This window comes from Nocardioides marinisabuli (assembly GCF_013466785.1).
Classification (GTDB): Bacteria; Actinomycetota; Actinomycetes; order Propionibacteriales; family Nocardioidaceae; genus Nocardioides; species Nocardioides marinisabuli.
Window position 1 is genome coordinate 517,801 of sequence record NZ_CP059163.1, and the last position, 14,095, is coordinate 531,895.

16 protein-coding genes are annotated in these 14,095 nt (G+C 72.6%); 7 read left to right on the forward strand and 9 right to left on the reverse strand.

Features of this window, described 5'->3' with window-relative positions; translation table 11 throughout:
* The first annotated feature begins 7 nt into the window (after positions 1-7).
* Entirely contained in the window at positions 8-1,216 is a 1,209-nt protein-coding gene (locus H0S66_RS02410; RefSeq protein WP_179613964.1) for an LCP family protein, read from the forward strand.
* Complete coding sequence (locus H0S66_RS02415) at positions 1,213-2,097, forward strand: crotonase/enoyl-CoA hydratase family protein (protein ID WP_179613965.1); 885 nt, start codon at positions 1,213-1,215, stop codon at positions 2,095-2,097. Before H0S66_RS02410 ends, H0S66_RS02415 begins: the two co-directional genes overlap by 4 nt.
* Here H0S66_RS02415 and H0S66_RS02420 read toward each other — a convergent pair.
* Both H0S66_RS02420 and H0S66_RS02425 read right to left on the reverse strand, forming a co-directional pair.
* On the reverse strand, positions 2,094-2,861 hold the full coding sequence (locus H0S66_RS02420) for a sigma-70 family RNA polymerase sigma factor (protein WP_179613966.1): 768 nt from the start codon (positions 2,859-2,861) through the stop codon (positions 2,094-2,096). The two genes, H0S66_RS02415 and H0S66_RS02420, sit on opposite strands and share 4 nt — an antisense overlap.
* Before the next feature lie 122 nt (positions 2,862-2,983).
* Positions 2,984-3,529 (reverse strand): Dps family protein, encoded by a 546-nt coding sequence (locus tag H0S66_RS02425; RefSeq protein WP_179613967.1) that lies wholly within the window; start codon positions 3,527-3,529, stop codon positions 2,984-2,986.
* Between the two features lie 77 nt (positions 3,530-3,606).
* On the opposite strand from H0S66_RS02425, the gene H0S66_RS02430 reads away from it, so the two are divergent.
* Positions 3,607-4,032: a CoA-binding protein gene (locus tag H0S66_RS02430; RefSeq protein ID WP_179613968.1), complete on the forward strand. Its 426-nt coding sequence runs from the start codon at positions 3,607-3,609 to the stop codon at positions 4,030-4,032.
* On the opposite strand, the gene H0S66_RS02435 is transcribed toward H0S66_RS02430, so the two are convergent.
* The 7 genes from H0S66_RS02435 to H0S66_RS02465 form a co-directional block, all read right to left on the reverse strand.
* On the reverse strand, positions 4,010-5,170 hold the full coding sequence (locus H0S66_RS02435) for a heparan-alpha-glucosaminide N-acetyltransferase domain-containing protein (protein ID WP_179613969.1): 1,161 nt from the start codon (positions 5,168-5,170) through the stop codon (positions 4,010-4,012). The two genes, H0S66_RS02430 and H0S66_RS02435, sit on opposite strands and share 23 nt — an antisense overlap.
* Positions 5,171-5,190: 20 nt before the next feature.
* The gene (purE, locus tag H0S66_RS02440; protein WP_179613970.1) at positions 5,191-5,736 is read right to left on the reverse strand and encodes a 5-(carboxyamino)imidazole ribonucleotide mutase; all 546 of its coding nucleotides are present in this window, start codon (positions 5,734-5,736) and stop codon (positions 5,191-5,193) included.
* 1 nt (position 5,737) lies between these two features.
* Positions 5,738-6,844 (reverse strand): 5-(carboxyamino)imidazole ribonucleotide synthase, encoded by a 1,107-nt coding sequence (locus H0S66_RS02445; protein ID WP_246305245.1) that lies wholly within the window; start codon positions 6,842-6,844, stop codon positions 5,738-5,740.
* Between the two features lie 111 nt (positions 6,845-6,955).
* The gene (locus H0S66_RS02450) at positions 6,956-7,267 is read right to left on the reverse strand and encodes a winged helix-turn-helix domain-containing protein (protein WP_179613972.1); all 312 of its coding nucleotides are present in this window, start codon (positions 7,265-7,267) and stop codon (positions 6,956-6,958) included.
* 221 nt (positions 7,268-7,488) lie between these two features.
* Entirely contained in the window at positions 7,489-8,496 is a 1,008-nt protein-coding gene (locus H0S66_RS02455) for an adenylate/guanylate cyclase domain-containing protein (RefSeq protein ID WP_179613973.1), read from the reverse strand.
* On the reverse strand, positions 8,493-8,996 hold the full coding sequence (locus tag H0S66_RS02460; protein WP_179613974.1) for a PH domain-containing protein: 504 nt from the start codon (positions 8,994-8,996) through the stop codon (positions 8,493-8,495). Before H0S66_RS02460 ends, H0S66_RS02455 begins: the two co-directional genes overlap by 4 nt.
* An 8-nt stretch (positions 8,997-9,004) precedes the next feature.
* Positions 9,005-9,826, reverse strand: a complete 822-nt coding sequence (locus tag H0S66_RS02465; RefSeq protein WP_258017069.1) for a biotin--[acetyl-CoA-carboxylase] ligase — start codon at positions 9,824-9,826, stop codon at positions 9,005-9,007.
* Positions 9,827-9,895: 69 nt separating this feature from the next.
* Between H0S66_RS02465 and H0S66_RS02470 the strand changes: the two genes are divergently transcribed.
* The 4 genes from H0S66_RS02470 (at position 9,896) to H0S66_RS02485 (ending at position 14,081) form a co-directional block, all read left to right on the forward strand.
* On the forward strand, positions 9,896-11,515 hold the full coding sequence (locus H0S66_RS02470) for an acyl-CoA carboxylase subunit beta (RefSeq protein ID WP_179613975.1): 1,620 nt from the start codon (positions 9,896-9,898) through the stop codon (positions 11,513-11,515).
* Positions 11,512-11,772, forward strand: a complete 261-nt coding sequence (locus H0S66_RS02475) for an acyl-CoA carboxylase epsilon subunit (RefSeq protein WP_218876208.1) — start codon at positions 11,512-11,514, stop codon at positions 11,770-11,772. Before H0S66_RS02470 ends, H0S66_RS02475 begins: the two co-directional genes overlap by 4 nt.
* Positions 11,773-11,874: 102 nt before the next feature.
* The gene (locus tag H0S66_RS02480; protein ID WP_179613976.1) at positions 11,875-13,359 is read left to right on the forward strand and encodes a glycosyltransferase family 2 protein; all 1,485 of its coding nucleotides are present in this window, start codon (positions 11,875-11,877) and stop codon (positions 13,357-13,359) included.
* Positions 13,356-14,081 (forward strand): hypothetical protein, encoded by a 726-nt coding sequence (locus H0S66_RS02485; protein ID WP_179613977.1) that lies wholly within the window; start codon positions 13,356-13,358, stop codon positions 14,079-14,081. The genes H0S66_RS02480 and H0S66_RS02485 overlap by 4 nt, the downstream gene beginning before the upstream one ends.
* Positions 14,082-14,095 lie beyond the last annotated feature (14 nt).

The window sequence follows — 14,095 nt, forward strand, 5'->3', positions numbered from 1 at the left end:
CCCGCGCATGGCACAGCGGCCCGGAAGCGGGGACAGCGACGAAGAGCGCTTCAACTGGTTGTACGGCGGCTCCGGCAGCCCTGGCAGCCCCGGCAGCGAGCCCGAGCCCGACGCCACCCGCCGGATGCCGGTGCAGCCGCGTCCGCAGCCGACCTCCCGGCCCGCACCCCAGCCGGCCCAGCGACCCGCACCCCAGCCGGTCCAGCCCCCGGCCCAGCCCCCCACCCAGCACGGCCGGGGCGGGCGCTCCTGGCGCCCGCGCCCACGGCTGCGCCACCTGGTGCTGCTGCTGGTGGCCTGGATCGTCTTCCTCGTCGCGGTGCCGATTTACGCCTGGACCCGCGTCGACGACGTCGCCTTCGCGCCCGGCGGGGAGCGCCCCGACGAGCAGCCGGGCACGACGTACCTGCTGGTCGGCAGCGACTCGCGCGAGGGCCTGACGCCCGAGCAGCGCAAGGAGTTCGGCACCGGCAACGCCGCGGGCCAGCGCACCGACACGATCATGCTGCTGCACACCGGCTCGGGGCCCAACCTGCTGATGTCGATCCCGCGCGACTCGCTGGTCGAGGTGCCCGACCGGGGCACCACCAAGATCAACGCGGCCTACGCCTTCGGCGGTCCCAAGCTGCTGGTCAAGACGATCGAGCAGAACACCGGCATCCACATCGACGAGTACGTCGAGATCGGCATCGGCGGCTTCGTCGGCCTGGTCGACGCCGTGGGCGGGGTCGAGATCTGCCCCGAGAAGGCGATGCAGGACCCGCTGGCCAACCTCGACGTGGAGGCCGGCTGCCAGGAGGCCGACGGCGTCACGGCGCTCGGCTACGCCCGCTCGCGCAAGACCTACACCGCCCTGGGCGACGTGCAGCGCGCCCAGGCCCAGCGCGAGGTCGTCTCCTCGGTCGGCGACGAGGTGCTCTCGCCCTGGTCGGTGCTCAACCCGGTGCGCTACTGGCGCCTCAACATGGCCGCCACCGACACCGTCGAGTTCGGCAAGGGCATGACGCCGTGGCGGGCCGGGATGTGGGCGATGGCGATGACCCGCGTCAACGGCGAGAACGGCCTGACCTGTGGCGTGCCGATCCAGGACCTGGCGGTCAACTGGGACCCCGATCGAGCGCCCCAGATGTTCCAGGCCATCATCGACGACGACACCGACCGGATCGGTCAGGGCCTCTGCTCGCCGTCCGGACTGCCGAAGGGGACCACCGGATGAGCCAGACCACCCACGACACGCTCGACATCACCACGGACGCCGACGGCGTCGCCACCTTGACCCTGAGCCGTCCCGACGCGCTCAACGCCTTCGACCTGACGATGGCGCGCGAGCTCGAGTCGGTCTTCCGCACCGAGCTGCGCAGCGACGACGTGCGCGCCGTCGTCGTCACCGGCGCCGGCCGCGCCTTCTGCGCAGGGATGGACCTCTCGGCCGAGGGCAACGTCTTCGGGCTCGACGAGTCGCTGCGCCCCACCCCCGAGGAGTTCCGCGCCGCCTACGACGAGGCGCCGTACGACAAGGGCGTGCGCGACACCGGCGGCAAGGTGACGCTGGCGATCCACGCGCTGCCCAAGCCCGTCATCGCCGCCGTCAACGGCCCCGCGGTCGGCATCGGCGCCACGATGACGCTGGCGATGGACCTGCGCCTGGCCTCCACCAAGGCAAAGATCGGCTTCGTCTTCGGGCGCCTGGGCATCGTGCCCGAGGCCGCCTCGAGCTGGTTCCTGCCGCGCATCGTCGGCATCCAGCAGGCCCTGGAGTGGGTCTACTCCGCCGACGTGCTCAGCGCCGAGCAGGCGCTCGAGGGGCGGCTGCTGCGCTCGGTCCACGAGCCCGACGAGCTGCTGCCCGCCGCCCAGGAGCTGGCCCGCTCCTTCGTGCGCGACCGCTCCCCGGTGGCGCTGGGCCTGGCCAAGCAGATGCTCTACCGCAACAGCGCCCTGGCACACCCGCTCGAGGCGCACCTCTCGGACTCGCTGGCGATGTACTGGACCTCGCTGGGCGACGGCAAGGAGGGCGTGGCCGCCTTCCGCGAGAAGCGCACCCCGCAGTTCAAGGGCAAGTCCTCGGCGCTGCCGCGGATCCACCCCCGGGGCTAGGCGGCCGCGTCGGCCAGCTGTCGTCGCAACCGCACCAGCAGCCCGCTGAGCAGCCGCGAGACCTGCTCCTGCGAGAGCCCGACGGCCGCGCCGATCTCGGCCTGGGTGGCGTGCTCGAAGTAGCGCATCCGCACCATCGTCAGCTCCCGCTCGTCGAGGTCGCGCAGCAGCGGGGCGAGCGCGACCCGTGCCTCCGCGCTCGCGAACGCCGGGTCGGGCCCGCCCATGCGTGCGGTGGGCGGCTCCTCCCCCGGCCCGTCGCCGGCGGCGTCGAGGGAGACCGGCGCGAAGCACCCCGTGGCGCGCAGCGAGTCGGTGACCATCGACAGCGGTACGTCGAGCGCGACGGCGATCTCGCTGTGCCGGGGCGCGCGCCCCAGCTCCTGGAACAGCCGCGACTCCGCGCGGGCGACCCGGGCCTGCAGCTCCTGGACCGCCCGGGGTGGCCGCACGGCCCAGCCGGCGTCACGGAAGTGGCGCCGGATCTCCCCGCGCAGCGTGGGCACCGCGAAGCCGAGGAAGTCCTCGCCGAGGGTGGGGTCGAAGGCCCGCACGGCCTTGACCAGGCCGAGGCTGGCGACCTGGTCGAGGTCGTCGTCGGCGATGCCCCGGCCGCGGTAGCGCCGGGCGACCTGGAGCGCGACGGGCAGGTTGACCCGCACCACCTCGTTCTCGTAGCGCGCCCGCACCTCGCCGTCGGTGACCCGGGCCCGCAGCAGCAGGCGTGCGGTCTCGACGCGCCGTCGCGAGTCGCCCACGCCCATGTCCCGATCGTGGCAGAGCCGCACCGCCCGCCGCAGCAGCTCCGCGGAAATGCGGCGGCGCCCGCACCCTCGAGGGGTGCGGGCGCCGCCGGATGGTGCCGGGGTCGTGCAGGAGGGGAAGGTCAGCCGGCCGACTGCGCGGCGTCCTTCTCCGACGTCGCGCCCTCGGTCGAGAGGTTGCCGCCCTTGTCCTCGAGGTGGGCCCGGATGAACCAGTGGAACAGCTCGAGCTTGTCGGTCTGCCCGATGAACATGTCCTCGGTGACCGGGTCGAGCTCGCCGAGCTCCTTGATCCCGTCGCGGTAGCTGCTGATCACGCCCTGGTAGACGAGGTCGAGCGCGCCGAGGTGCTCCTGGGTGGTGCCGCGACCCAGGGAGTACTCCTCCCAGGTGCGGTTCTCGACGATCGAGCCGGGGGTGCCCTTCGGCGAGCCACCCATGGTGGCGATCCGCTCGGCGATCTCGTCGGCGAACCCGCGCACGGCCTCGACCTGGGGGTCGATCATCTCGTGCACGGCGATGAAGTGCGGGCCGACGACGTTCCAGTGCACGTGCTTGAGGGTCAGGTGCAGGTCGTTGGCGGCGTGCAGCCGGTCCTGGAGCAGCGCGATCACGCGCTCCGAGTCGGCGTCGGACATGCCGGGGACGGTGTACTTGATGTTGGCCATGCGACCGAACCTAACGGGCGCCCCGGGGCCACCCACCACCCTTCGGGATGGGCCCGGTCGCGACCTAGGCTCGGGCCATGACCCGCAGCTGGCAGGACCCCGCCTGGGTGGAGACGATGCTCGAGGAGTGCTCGACGTGGGCGGTGGTGGGCCTCTCCGGCGACCCGGGCCGGACGGCGTACTCCATCGCCTCGCTGCTGCAGGACCGCGGCAAGCGGGTCGTCCCGGTGCACCCGGCGGCCGCCCGCGAGGGCGGGCTCGAGGTGCTCGGCGAGCGCGCCTACGCGACCCTGTCCGACATCCCGTTCCCCGTCGACGTCGTCGACGTCTTCCGCCGCTCCGAGGCTGCCGGGCCCTTCGCCGACGAGGCGGTGCGCATCGGCGCGCGCGGGGTGTGGTTCCAGCTCGGCGTCGTCGACGAGGCCGCCTTCGAGCGCACCACCGCGGCGGGGGTCGCGATGGTGATGGACACCTGCCCGGCTATCGAGTGGCGCCGGCGCTGAGCCGGGCGACGGCCGCCTCGAGCGGGCCGCGGCGCCCCGTCGCGACGAGCAGCGCGCCGGCCCCCAGCACCACGACGTACTGCACCACGGTGCCCGCCGAGGAGTCCGGCGGCCACAGCAGGTCGGAGGTCATCAGGACGTGCAGGCTGTAGAGGCTCAGCGTCGCGGCGCCGGCGCCGGAGGCCACGGCCACCGCCCGCACCGCCCCGGGCTCCAGCAGCCGCACCAGCAGCAGGCACAGGCCCACCACCAGCAGCGAGCTGCCGATGGTCTGGGCGAGGTCGAAGGGTGTCGTGGAGTGCGGGGCCACCACCAGCAGCCACTGCCACGGCCCGTCGACCGGGGTCTGGCCGTAGAGCCCGCCCTCGACGAGCTCGCGCAGCTGCCGGTCCGCGGCCTCGGTGCCCCGGCGCGCCACGGCCCGCGGCAGCAGGGCCGAGAGCACGTCCGCGCGAGCGGTCAGCGCGTGGGAGACCCAGGTCGTGGCCACGGCCAGACCCCCTCCCGCCACGGCCAGCAGCAGCAGGGTGCGCCGGCGCAGCGCGGCGAGGTCGAGCCGGCCCAGGGCGAGGCCGACCAGCAGGTAGGCGAACCACGACGCCATCGGGTAGTAGCCGGTGAACAGCAGCTCCGAGACCAGCCGACCGGGCTCGGCGAGCTGCTCGAAGGAGGGGCTGGCGTAGCCGCGGGGCGGCAGCTCGGGGCGCACCACCTGGGCCAGCACCGGCCCGAGCACCACCCAGGCCGCGGCCAGCAGCGCCAGCGAGCGGGCCCCCAGCCCGACCACGAGCAGCCCCATCAGCAGCAGCAGCCCGTAGTGGGTCAGGATCACCGCGATCCCGGAGTCCACCTCACCCAGGGCCAGTCCGACCAGCGCCACGAGCAGGGCCCGCACGGCCAGGCCCGCTGAGCGCGTGGCCCGGGCCCGGCCCCGCAGCGGCCGGGTGCGACCCGTCATCAGCGCCAGGCTCAGACCGGCGAGCACCGCGAACAGCGCCGAGGCACGGCCGGAGAAGAGCCAGGCCGAGGCGCTCAGCGCCCCGTCGGGGTCGCGCTGCGCGAGCAGGTGGGTGGCCATCATGGCCAGCAGCGCCAGGCAGCGCGCCAGGTCGACGCCGACCAGGCGGCCCGGCCGCACCGCCCCGCCCAGGACCCCGCTCAGAACCCGACGCGGGGCGCGGTGCCCCCGGCCTCGCGGCGCACCACCTCGCCCTTGGCGTGGGCGGCCTCGCGCAGCGTCTCCTGGAAGGCCGACATCCGCTCCTGCAGCGCCGGGTCGGTGGCGGCCAGCACCCGCACCGCGAGCAGCCCGGCGTTGCGGGCTCCCCCCACCGCGACGGTGGCGACCGGCACGCCGGCCGGCATCTGCACGATCGAGAGCAGCGAGTCCATGCCGTCGAGGTACTTCAGCGGCACCGGGACCCCGATGACCGGCAGCGGGGTGACCGCGGCCAGCATGCCGGGCAGGTGCGCCGCGCCGCCGGCGCCGGCGATGATCACCGAGAGCCCCCGGCCGGCGGCCTCGCGGCCGTAGTCGATCATCTCCTGCGGCATCCGGTGCGCGGAGACGACGTCGGCCTCGTGGGCCACCCCGAACTCCTCGAGGGCCTCCGCAGCGGCCCGCATCACGGGCCAGTCGGAGTCGGAGCCCATCACGATCCCCACCCGGGGGGTCGCAGGGGTGGGGGCGTCGGGGCTGGTCATCTCACTCGCTCTCGTCACCGAGGTCGCCGCGGAACCAGGCGGCGGCGTGCCGCGCGCGCTCCAGGCAGTCCTCGAGGTCGTCGCCGTAGGCGTTGACGTGGCCGACCTTGCGACCGGGTCGCAGGTCCTTGCCGTACAGGTGCACCCGCAGGTGCGGGTCGCGGGCCATCGCGTGCGGGAACCCGTCGTAGAGGCGCCCGACGTCGGGGCGCTCGCCGCCGAGGATGTTGACCATCACCGTCCACCGCGCCCGGGGGGCGGGCGAGCCCAGCGGCAGGTCCATCACCGCGCGCAGGTGGTTCTCGAACTGGGAGGTGACGGCGCCGTCCTGGGTCCAGTGCCCGGTGTTGTGCGGGCGCATCGCCAGCTCGTTGACCAGGATGCGGCCGTCGGTGGTCTCGAAGAGCTCCACCGCCAGGACGCCGGTGACGTCGAGCTCGCCGGCGACGCGCAGCGCGATCGCCTGCGCCTGCCCGGCGAGGTCCTCGTCGAGGTCGGGCGCCGGGGCGACCACCTCGTGGCAGATCCCGTCGAGCTGGGTCGAGGCCACCACGGGGTACGCCGCGGCCTGGCCGCTGGGCGAGCGCGCCACGAGCGCGGAGAGCTCGCGGCGGAAGTCGACGAGCTCCTCGGCGAGCAGCCGCACCCCGGCCTGCTCCGCGGCGCGGAACGGCTCGGCGCAGCCGGCGGCGTCGCGCACGACCCACACGCCCTTGCCGTCGTAGCCGCCGCGGGTGGTCTTGAGCACGCACGGGAAGCCGAAGTCCTCGACCGCGGCGACGTCGTCGACGACCGCGTGGCGGGGGCAGGGCACGCCGAGCGCGGTGAGCCGCTCGCGCATCACGGCCTTGTCCTGCGCGTGCACCAGGGCCCCCGGGCCCGGGCGGACGGCGACGCCGTCGGCCTCGAGGGCGTGCAGGTGCTCGGTGGGCACGTGCTCGTGGTCGAAGGTGACCACGGGGCAGCCGGCGGTGACCCGGCGCAGCGTCTCGAGGTCGCGGTGGTCGCCGACCTCGTGGTCGACGATGACCTGGGCGGCCGAGACGCCGGGCGCCTCGGCCAGCAGCCGCAGCGGCAGGCCCAGCGCGATGGCCGGCTGGGCCATCATCCGGGCGAGCTGTCCCCCGCCGATGACGGCCAGGGTGGGCGCCGAGGTCGGGGCGGGCGTGGTCGATGCAGGGTCGGGCACGACCAGCAGCCTAGGAGGTGCGGCTGCGGATCAGGCCGCCGGGCCGACCTTCTCGAAGCGCAGGCCCTTGCCCCGGATCGTGGTGATCAGGTGCGGGTTGCGGCTGTCGTCGCCCAGCTTGCGCCGCACCCAGCCCAGGTGGACGTCGATCGTCTTGGAGCTGGTCCAGAACGAGGTGTGCCACACGTCGCGCATCAGCTCCTCGCGGGTGACGATGTCGCCGGCTCGGGCGATGAGGGCGTGCACCAGGTCGAACTCCTTGCGCGACAGGTTGATCTCGTCGCCGGCGCGCCAGGCTCGTCGGGTGTCGGGGTCGAGGCTGATCTCCTGAACATTGATCACGCATCGATCCTAGGAAGGGAAAGGACCGATCGGTAGTGAATGGGAGAAAATGACACTGGCATTTTCATGACAATCGCCACGCCGAGGATACCTTTACCCCCGCCGGGCGCGGCAGGTAAAGGACAGGGGCCGTGACGCAACCCCTCCCGATCCACAGATCGGTAACAACGGCGGGCTCCCAGGGCACTCCCAGGCGGTTCCCAGCCGCCTCCCAGCGGCCCTCAGTGCCGGCGTACGGCGACCGGCTCGACGATGCCGAACCCGCGCACCGGGCGCGCGGCCATCCGCCGGGTCTCGAACTGGTCCTCGGGCAGCAGCCGGGCCGTCGCCTCGTCGGTGATGATGCGGTTGCGGCGCGCCACGTTGGTCAGCCGCGCGGCCATGTTGACCGGCGGGCCGAACACGTCACCGAGCCGCAGCACCACCGAGCCGGTGGCCAGGCCCACCCGCACGTCGGGCATCCGGGGGTCGCGGCCGACCACGTTGATGATGCCCTCGGCGGTGTCGTAGGCGGCCAGCGGGTCGTCGTTGACGAAGAGCACCGAGTCGCCGATGCTCTTGATGACCCGGCCCCGCTGGGTGGCCACCACGTCGGCGCAGCGCATCTCGAAGAGCTCGACGAGGTCGCCGATGCGCTCCTCGGTGAGGGTGTTGGACAGGGCGGTGAACCCGACGATGTCGGCGAAGCCGACGCTGAGCTCGACGGTGTGCAGGTCCTCGTCGTCGGCGGCCAGCGCCTCGATGCGCGCCGCGGCCGCCGCGAGGTGGCGCCGCCAGGCGTAGATCAGCAGCTCCTCGAAGGGCTCGCTGAGCTCGTCGACCAGCTGGAGCGCGGACCCGACCCGCGAGCCCGGCAGCCCCGCCCGGCCCGCGTCGCCGTCGTGGTGCAGCTGCTCGACGCGCTGGACCAGCGCGGTGACCTCCCACTCGGCGAGCCGGGCCATGGTCTGGCCCAGCGCCCGGGTCATGTTGACCGCCATGTCGTCGTCGAGCACGCCGGCGCTCATCACCCCGAGCAGGGTGTGGATCGCCTGCGCGTCGGAGGGCAGGTAGGCCACCACGTCGTCGGCGTGCTCGGGGAACCCCAGGGCCCGCCACAGGCGCTTGGCCTGCTCGGTGCTGATGTCGGCGGTCTGCGCGAGCTCGGTGCCGGTCAGCGACGGCGTGGCGCGCAGGATGGCGCTCTCGAGGTCGGTGTGGGTGACCCTGGCCCGCTTCTCCTCGCTCATGCGCGCTCGTCCCGCGCGGACTCCTGGTGCAGCAGGACCTGGAGGCGGCGCTGGACCTCCTCGACGTGCGGGATGTCGGGCAGCACGACCTGGCCGTGGGTGCTGGCGTCGCTGACCACCAGCGTGCCGCAGCCCAGCATCCGGTCGGTCAGGTGCAGCTCGACGGCCACGTCGCTGACCCGCGACAGCGCGATGTCGTGCCCGCGCCGGGTCAGCACGCCGGTGCGCGTGATCAGCCGCCGGTCGGTGAAGGTGTAGTGCCCGGTCAGCCACTCCAGGAACGGCCAGAGCGCGTAGCGCAGGGCACCGATCGCCACCACCGCCCACACCACCCAGGCCACGACGCGCCCGCCGTCGCCGCTGGTCTGGCGCTCCACGAAGGTCCCCAGCGCCAGCAGCACGACCAGCACCAGCAGCGGCACCAGCAGCGCCTTGGGGTGGGTGCGCGTGGAGACGACGACGTTCTCGCCCTCGTTGAGCAGGCTGCGGTTGATCGGCACGTCGCCGATCATCGCACCCGCACGTGCACCACGTCGCCCGCTGAGACCGCCACGGGCGCGCCCCCGGCCCCGACGGGCTGCACGAGCAGCCGGCCGTGGCGGTCGATGCCGACCGCGGCGCCCTCGAGCGCGTCGGCGCCGGGCAGCTCGACCCGCACGTCGAGGCCGAGCGTCACGCACGCGTCGGCGTACGCCGTGCGCAGCCGCCCCGCCTCGGCCTCGCCGCCGCCCTGCCACTCGTCGTACGACGCCCGCAGGCGCTCGAGCAGCGCCAGGAGCAGGGTGCTGCGGTCGGGCAGGTCGACCCCGCGCTCCTGGGACTCGACCAGCAGGGAGGTCGCGGTCGGCACCGGCAGCAGGTCGGCGGGCAGCCGCACGTTGAGCCCGATGCCGAGCACCGCGGCCGGGCCGGTGGGCGTCTCGACCCGCTCGACCAGGATGCCGGCGAGCTTGCGCCCCTCCACCAGCACGTCGTTGGGCCACTTCACCCCCGCCGGGTAGCCCAGCGCGCCGAGCGCGGCGCCGACGGCGTGCCCGGTCAGCAGCGGCAGCCACGGCCACTGCTCGGCTGCGACCCGGGGGCGCAGCAGCAGCGAGAAGGTCAGTGCCGAGCGGGCCGGCGTGCTCCAGGTGCGGTCCAGGCGCCCGCGGCCGGCGGTCTGGTGCTCGGTGACGACGACGAGGCCCTCGGGTGCCCCGGCGCGCGCCCGGTCGGCGACCAGGGCGTTGGTCGAGGGCGACTGCGCCACCACCTCGACCCCTGCCCCGGCGAGGCGCTGCACGTCAAGGGGGTCGTCGAGGGGTGGGCGCTGCGGCGCGGGATCGGGCACGGGCACTACATTGACGCACCAGCAGACGCGAGGGCCAGACGGACGGGCCCAGTCAGGAGGCCGGAACACGTGAGCGCACAGCCAGGCGAGGGCACCGAGGTCCCGCAGGACATCGACCTGCACACCACGGCGGGCAAGCTCGCCGACCTGGACCGACGGCTGGACGAGGCCGTCCACGCCGGGTCGGCCAAAGCCGTCGAGAAGCAGCATGCCAAGGGACGCAAGACCGCCCGCGAGCGCATCGAGATGCTCTTCGACGAGGGCAGCTTCGTCGAGCTCGACGAGCTCGCGCGCCACCGCTCCACGGCGTTCGGGCTGGAGAAGAACCGCCCCTACGGCGACGGCGTGGTCACCGGCTACGGCACCATCGACGGGCGCCAGGTCTGCGTGTTCTCCCAGGACTTCACCGTCTTCGGCGGCTCGCTGGGCGAGGTCTACGGCGAGAAGATCACCAAGGTGATGGACCTCGCGATCAAGACCGGCTGCCCGATCATCGGCATCAACGAGGGCGCCGGCGCGCGCATCCAGGAGGGCGTCGTCTCCCTGGGCCTGTACGGCGAGATCTTCCGCCGCAACGTGCACGCCTCGGGCGTCATCCCCCAGATCTCGATGATCATGGGCAACTGCGCCGGCGGGCACGTCTACTCCCCCGCCGTCACCGACTTCACCGTCATGGTCGACCAGACCTCCGCGATGTTCATCACCGGCCCCGACGTCATCAAGACCGTCACCGGCGAGGACGTCTCCATGGAGGAGCTCGGCGGCGCGCGCACGCACAACACCAAGTCGGGCAACGCCCACTACATGGGCTCCGACGAGGAGGACGCCATCGACTACGTCAAGGCGCTGCTCTCCTACCTGCCCCAGAACAACCTCGACGAGCCGGTCGTCTACGACGAGCCGGCGGCGCTGGAGATCAGCGACGAGGACCGCGCGCTCGACACGATCATCCCCGACGGCGCGAACCAGCCCTACGACATGCACGACGTCATCGGCGCCGTGGTCGACGACGGCGAGTTCCTCGAGGTCCAGGAGCTCTTCGCCCCCAACCTGATCATCGGCTACGGCCGGGTCGAGGGGCGTCCGGTCGGCGTGGTGGCCAACCAGCCGATGCAGTTCGCCGGCACCCTCGACATCGACGCCAGCGAGAAGGCCGCGCGCTTCGTGCGGTTCTGCGACGCCTTCAACATCCCGGTGCTGACCTTCGTCGACGTGCCCGGCTTCCTGCCCGGCACCGACCAGGAGTGGAACGGCATCATCCGCCGCGGCGCCAAGCTGATCTACGCCTACTCCGAGGCCACCGTCCCGCTGGTCACCATCATCACCCGCAAGGCCTACGGCGGCGCCTACGACGTGATGGGCTCCAAGCACCTCGGCGCCGACATCAACGTCGCCTGGCCCACCGCCCAGATCGCGGTGATGGGCGCCCAGGGCGCGGCCAACATCGTGCACCGCAAGACGCTGGCCCAGGTCGAGGCCGAGGGCGGCGACGTCGAGGCGCGCCGCGCCGAGCTCATCGACGAGTACGAGACCACGCTGGCCAACCCCTACATCGCGGCCGAGCGCGGCTACATCGACGCGGTGATCCAGCCCCACGAGACCCGCACCGAGGTCGTGCGGGCGCTGCGGCTGCTGCGCTCCAAGCGCGCCAGCCTGCCGCCGAAGAAGCACGGGAACATCCCGCTGTGACGGGCGCGGTGAACGACGACCAGCAGGACGGGCAGCACGAGGGCGAGCAGCCGGCCCGGCCCGCGCTGCGGATCCTCGACGCCTCCGCGACGCCGGAGGAGGTGGCGGCCGTGGTCGCCGTCCTCTCCGCGCTCGGGGGCGGGGAGGCCCCGGCCCCGCGGCGCCGCCGGCCCGAGTGGTCGGCGCCGGCGCGCGCCGTACGCCGCCCGCTGCCGCACGGCCCGGGGGCCTGGCGCTCCAGCGCCCTCCCGGGCTGAGCGAATCTTTGGGCAAAGCCGGGGGGACCTTGAGGTCGGCGCGGCAGACTCCTGTCCACGACGTGGCCCAGCACGGGGCCACGGACGACGGGAGATGAGCAGATGAGCGACGACCTCAGGGCCGACCAGCGGCTCGAGAACGGCCTCGGCACCGCCCACGGCTTCGTGCAGCGACCCGACCCGGGGCTCGAGGCCTACGCCGAGGACTTCCTCGGCGACCTCGACGCCATCCCCACGGTGCGTGCGACGGTCGGCTGCATCATCCCGGCCTACAACGAGGCCGAGACCATCGCCGGCGTGCTCGACTCGCTGCTGCAGCAGACCCGCCTGCCCGACGTCGTCCACCTCATCGTCAACAACACCAGCGACGACTCGGTCGAGATCGCCAGCCACTACGCCGGCCCGCACACCCGGATGACGCCGACCGGCGAGCAGAGCACCGTCGTCTACGTCCACGACATCGGCAAGAACCCCGACAAGAAGGTCGGGGCGCTCAACTACGGCTACTCGCTGGTCGAGCACATGGACTTCCTGCTCGGGGTCGACGGCGACACCACCCCCGAACCCGACGCGATCCAGCACCTCGTCGACGAGATCTCCAGCGACGACCGCATCGGGGGCATCTCGGCCATCTACTCCATCGACGACTCCGCGCTCGACGGGGTGATGTCGAAGTTCCTCATCGCCGGGCAGCGCGCGCAGTTCTCGGCCTTCAACATGCAGAACCTGCTCAAGGGCCGCAACATGGCGGTGCTGGGCGGGCAGTTCTCGATCTTCTCCACCCAGGCGCTGCGCGACGTGATGCGCGACAGCCACCAGCGCACCCCCTGGGTCAGCGACTCCGAGGTCGAGGACTCCCTGCTCTCGCTGCAGATCAAGTCGGCCGGCTACCTCACCAAGATCTCGGCCCGGGCCCGCGCCCACGTGGGCGGGATGACCACGCTGCGCTCGCTCGACGCCCAGCAGGTCAAGTGGAACTTCGGGGCCATCGACCTGATGTGGCCCGGCCAGCGCGGCGACACGAAGGGCCAGCCGTTCCACCCGAACCTGCGCCTGCGCTGGTTCGAGCACATGTCGATGGTCATCAACATGACCACGAGGTTCCTCTTCGTCGTGCTGCTGATGTGGTCGTTGCAGCTCGACGCGTTCGTCTTCAGCCCGCTGTGGCTGATCCCGCCGCTGGCCGCGGTCTGGCTGAACTTCCGGGTCGCGCACTCGATGCAGTTCCGCAACCGCCGCGACTACCTCTTCGTGCTCCTCGTCTTCCCCGCCGAGCTCTACATGATGACCCGGATGGGTCACTTCGTCCGGGCCTGGCTGAAGTTCTTCTCCAAGCAGCAGACCGACAACTGGGCGGCCCAGGCCAAGGCCGAGCGCGGCAAGGGCGTCGCCTGGACCTATCCCTTCATCGTCGTGGGCCTGCTGCTGGTGGGCCTGTACGCCGGGTGGGCCTACGGCCCGCTCGACCCGGCGACGAAGTCCGACGTGCTGGCCGCCGGCTGGCCGGTGCTCGGCGTCATCACCGTCCTGCAGACCGCATGGATGCTCATCAAGGCCAGCAAGCGCTACCGGGGGTTCAAGGCATGACGTCGCACCGCACCACACGGACCCTGCGCGCCACGGCGGCCGGGCTCGCGCTGAGCGTCGCGCTCGCGGGCTGCTCGCTGCTCGACGGCGGCTCGGAACCGGTGGAGGCGGAGGCGCCCACCCCGAGCGCGACCGCGGACCTCTACGACTCGCAGTTCACCACCGACGGCACCTTCCAGAGCCACCTCTCCGTCGACGGCGCCCCGGGCATCGACTTCGTCTACACGCTCTACCCCACCAAGTCGACGCCGCGGACCAACGAGTGGTACCCGCGCGGCGCCAAGTTCTTCTCCTTCACCTTCCAGGCCTACGACCTCGACCGGGGCCTGCGCGACGCCTTCGCGACCAAGCGCAAGGTCTACCTCGACCGGATCAAGGTCACCTCGCGCACCATCACCAGCGACGGCGGCAGGACCCAGCGTCCCTACCAGCTCGACGTCGAGGCGCGCAGGGCCACCTTCGACCCGCAGCCGCTCAGCACGAAGTACGGCATGCTCATCACCTCGCCCAAGGGCGCCTTCGAGCTGCGCAACCAGAAGATCAAGGGCACCTCGCTCGACACCCGCGGCATCGAGCTGACCTTCACCGCGACGGTCTCGATCCAGGTCAGCGCCGGCGGCAGCCGCTTCATCGAGCGCACCGTCAAGCAGACCGTGCCGATCGCGATCTTCGAGTCGGAGGAGAAGACCGAGAAGACCGACATCCCGGTCAACGCCAACTGAACGCCAGCAGGAGG

Coding starts and splice junctions, on each gene's coding strand:
- H0S66_RS02480 (WP_179613976.1), top strand. CDS start 11,875: ATGAGCGACGACCTCAGGGCCGACCAGCGGCTCGAGAACGGCCTCGGC.
- H0S66_RS02445 (WP_246305245.1), bottom strand. CDS start 6,844: ATGATGGCCCAGCCGGCCATCGCGCTGGGCCTGCCGCTGCGGCTGCTG.
- H0S66_RS02430 (WP_179613968.1), top strand. CDS start 3,607: ATGACCCGCAGCTGGCAGGACCCCGCCTGGGTGGAGACGATGCTCGAG.
- H0S66_RS02455 (WP_179613973.1), bottom strand. CDS start 8,496: ATGAGCGAGGAGAAGCGGGCCAGGGTCACCCACACCGACCTCGAGAGC.
- H0S66_RS02425 (WP_179613967.1), bottom strand. CDS start 3,529: ATGGCCAACATCAAGTACACCGTCCCCGGCATGTCCGACGCCGACTCG.
- H0S66_RS02485 (WP_179613977.1), top strand. CDS start 13,356: ATGACGTCGCACCGCACCACACGGACCCTGCGCGCCACGGCGGCCGGG.
- H0S66_RS02420 (WP_179613966.1), bottom strand. CDS start 2,861: ATGGGCGTGGGCGACTCGCGACGGCGCGTCGAGACCGCACGCCTGCTG.
- purE (WP_179613970.1), bottom strand. CDS start 5,736: ATGACCAGCCCCGACGCCCCCACCCCTGCGACCCCCCGGGTGGGGATC.
- H0S66_RS02410 (WP_179613964.1), top strand. CDS start 8: ATGGCACAGCGGCCCGGAAGCGGGGACAGCGACGAAGAGCGCTTCAAC.
- H0S66_RS02415 (WP_179613965.1), top strand. CDS start 1,213: ATGAGCCAGACCACCCACGACACGCTCGACATCACCACGGACGCCGAC.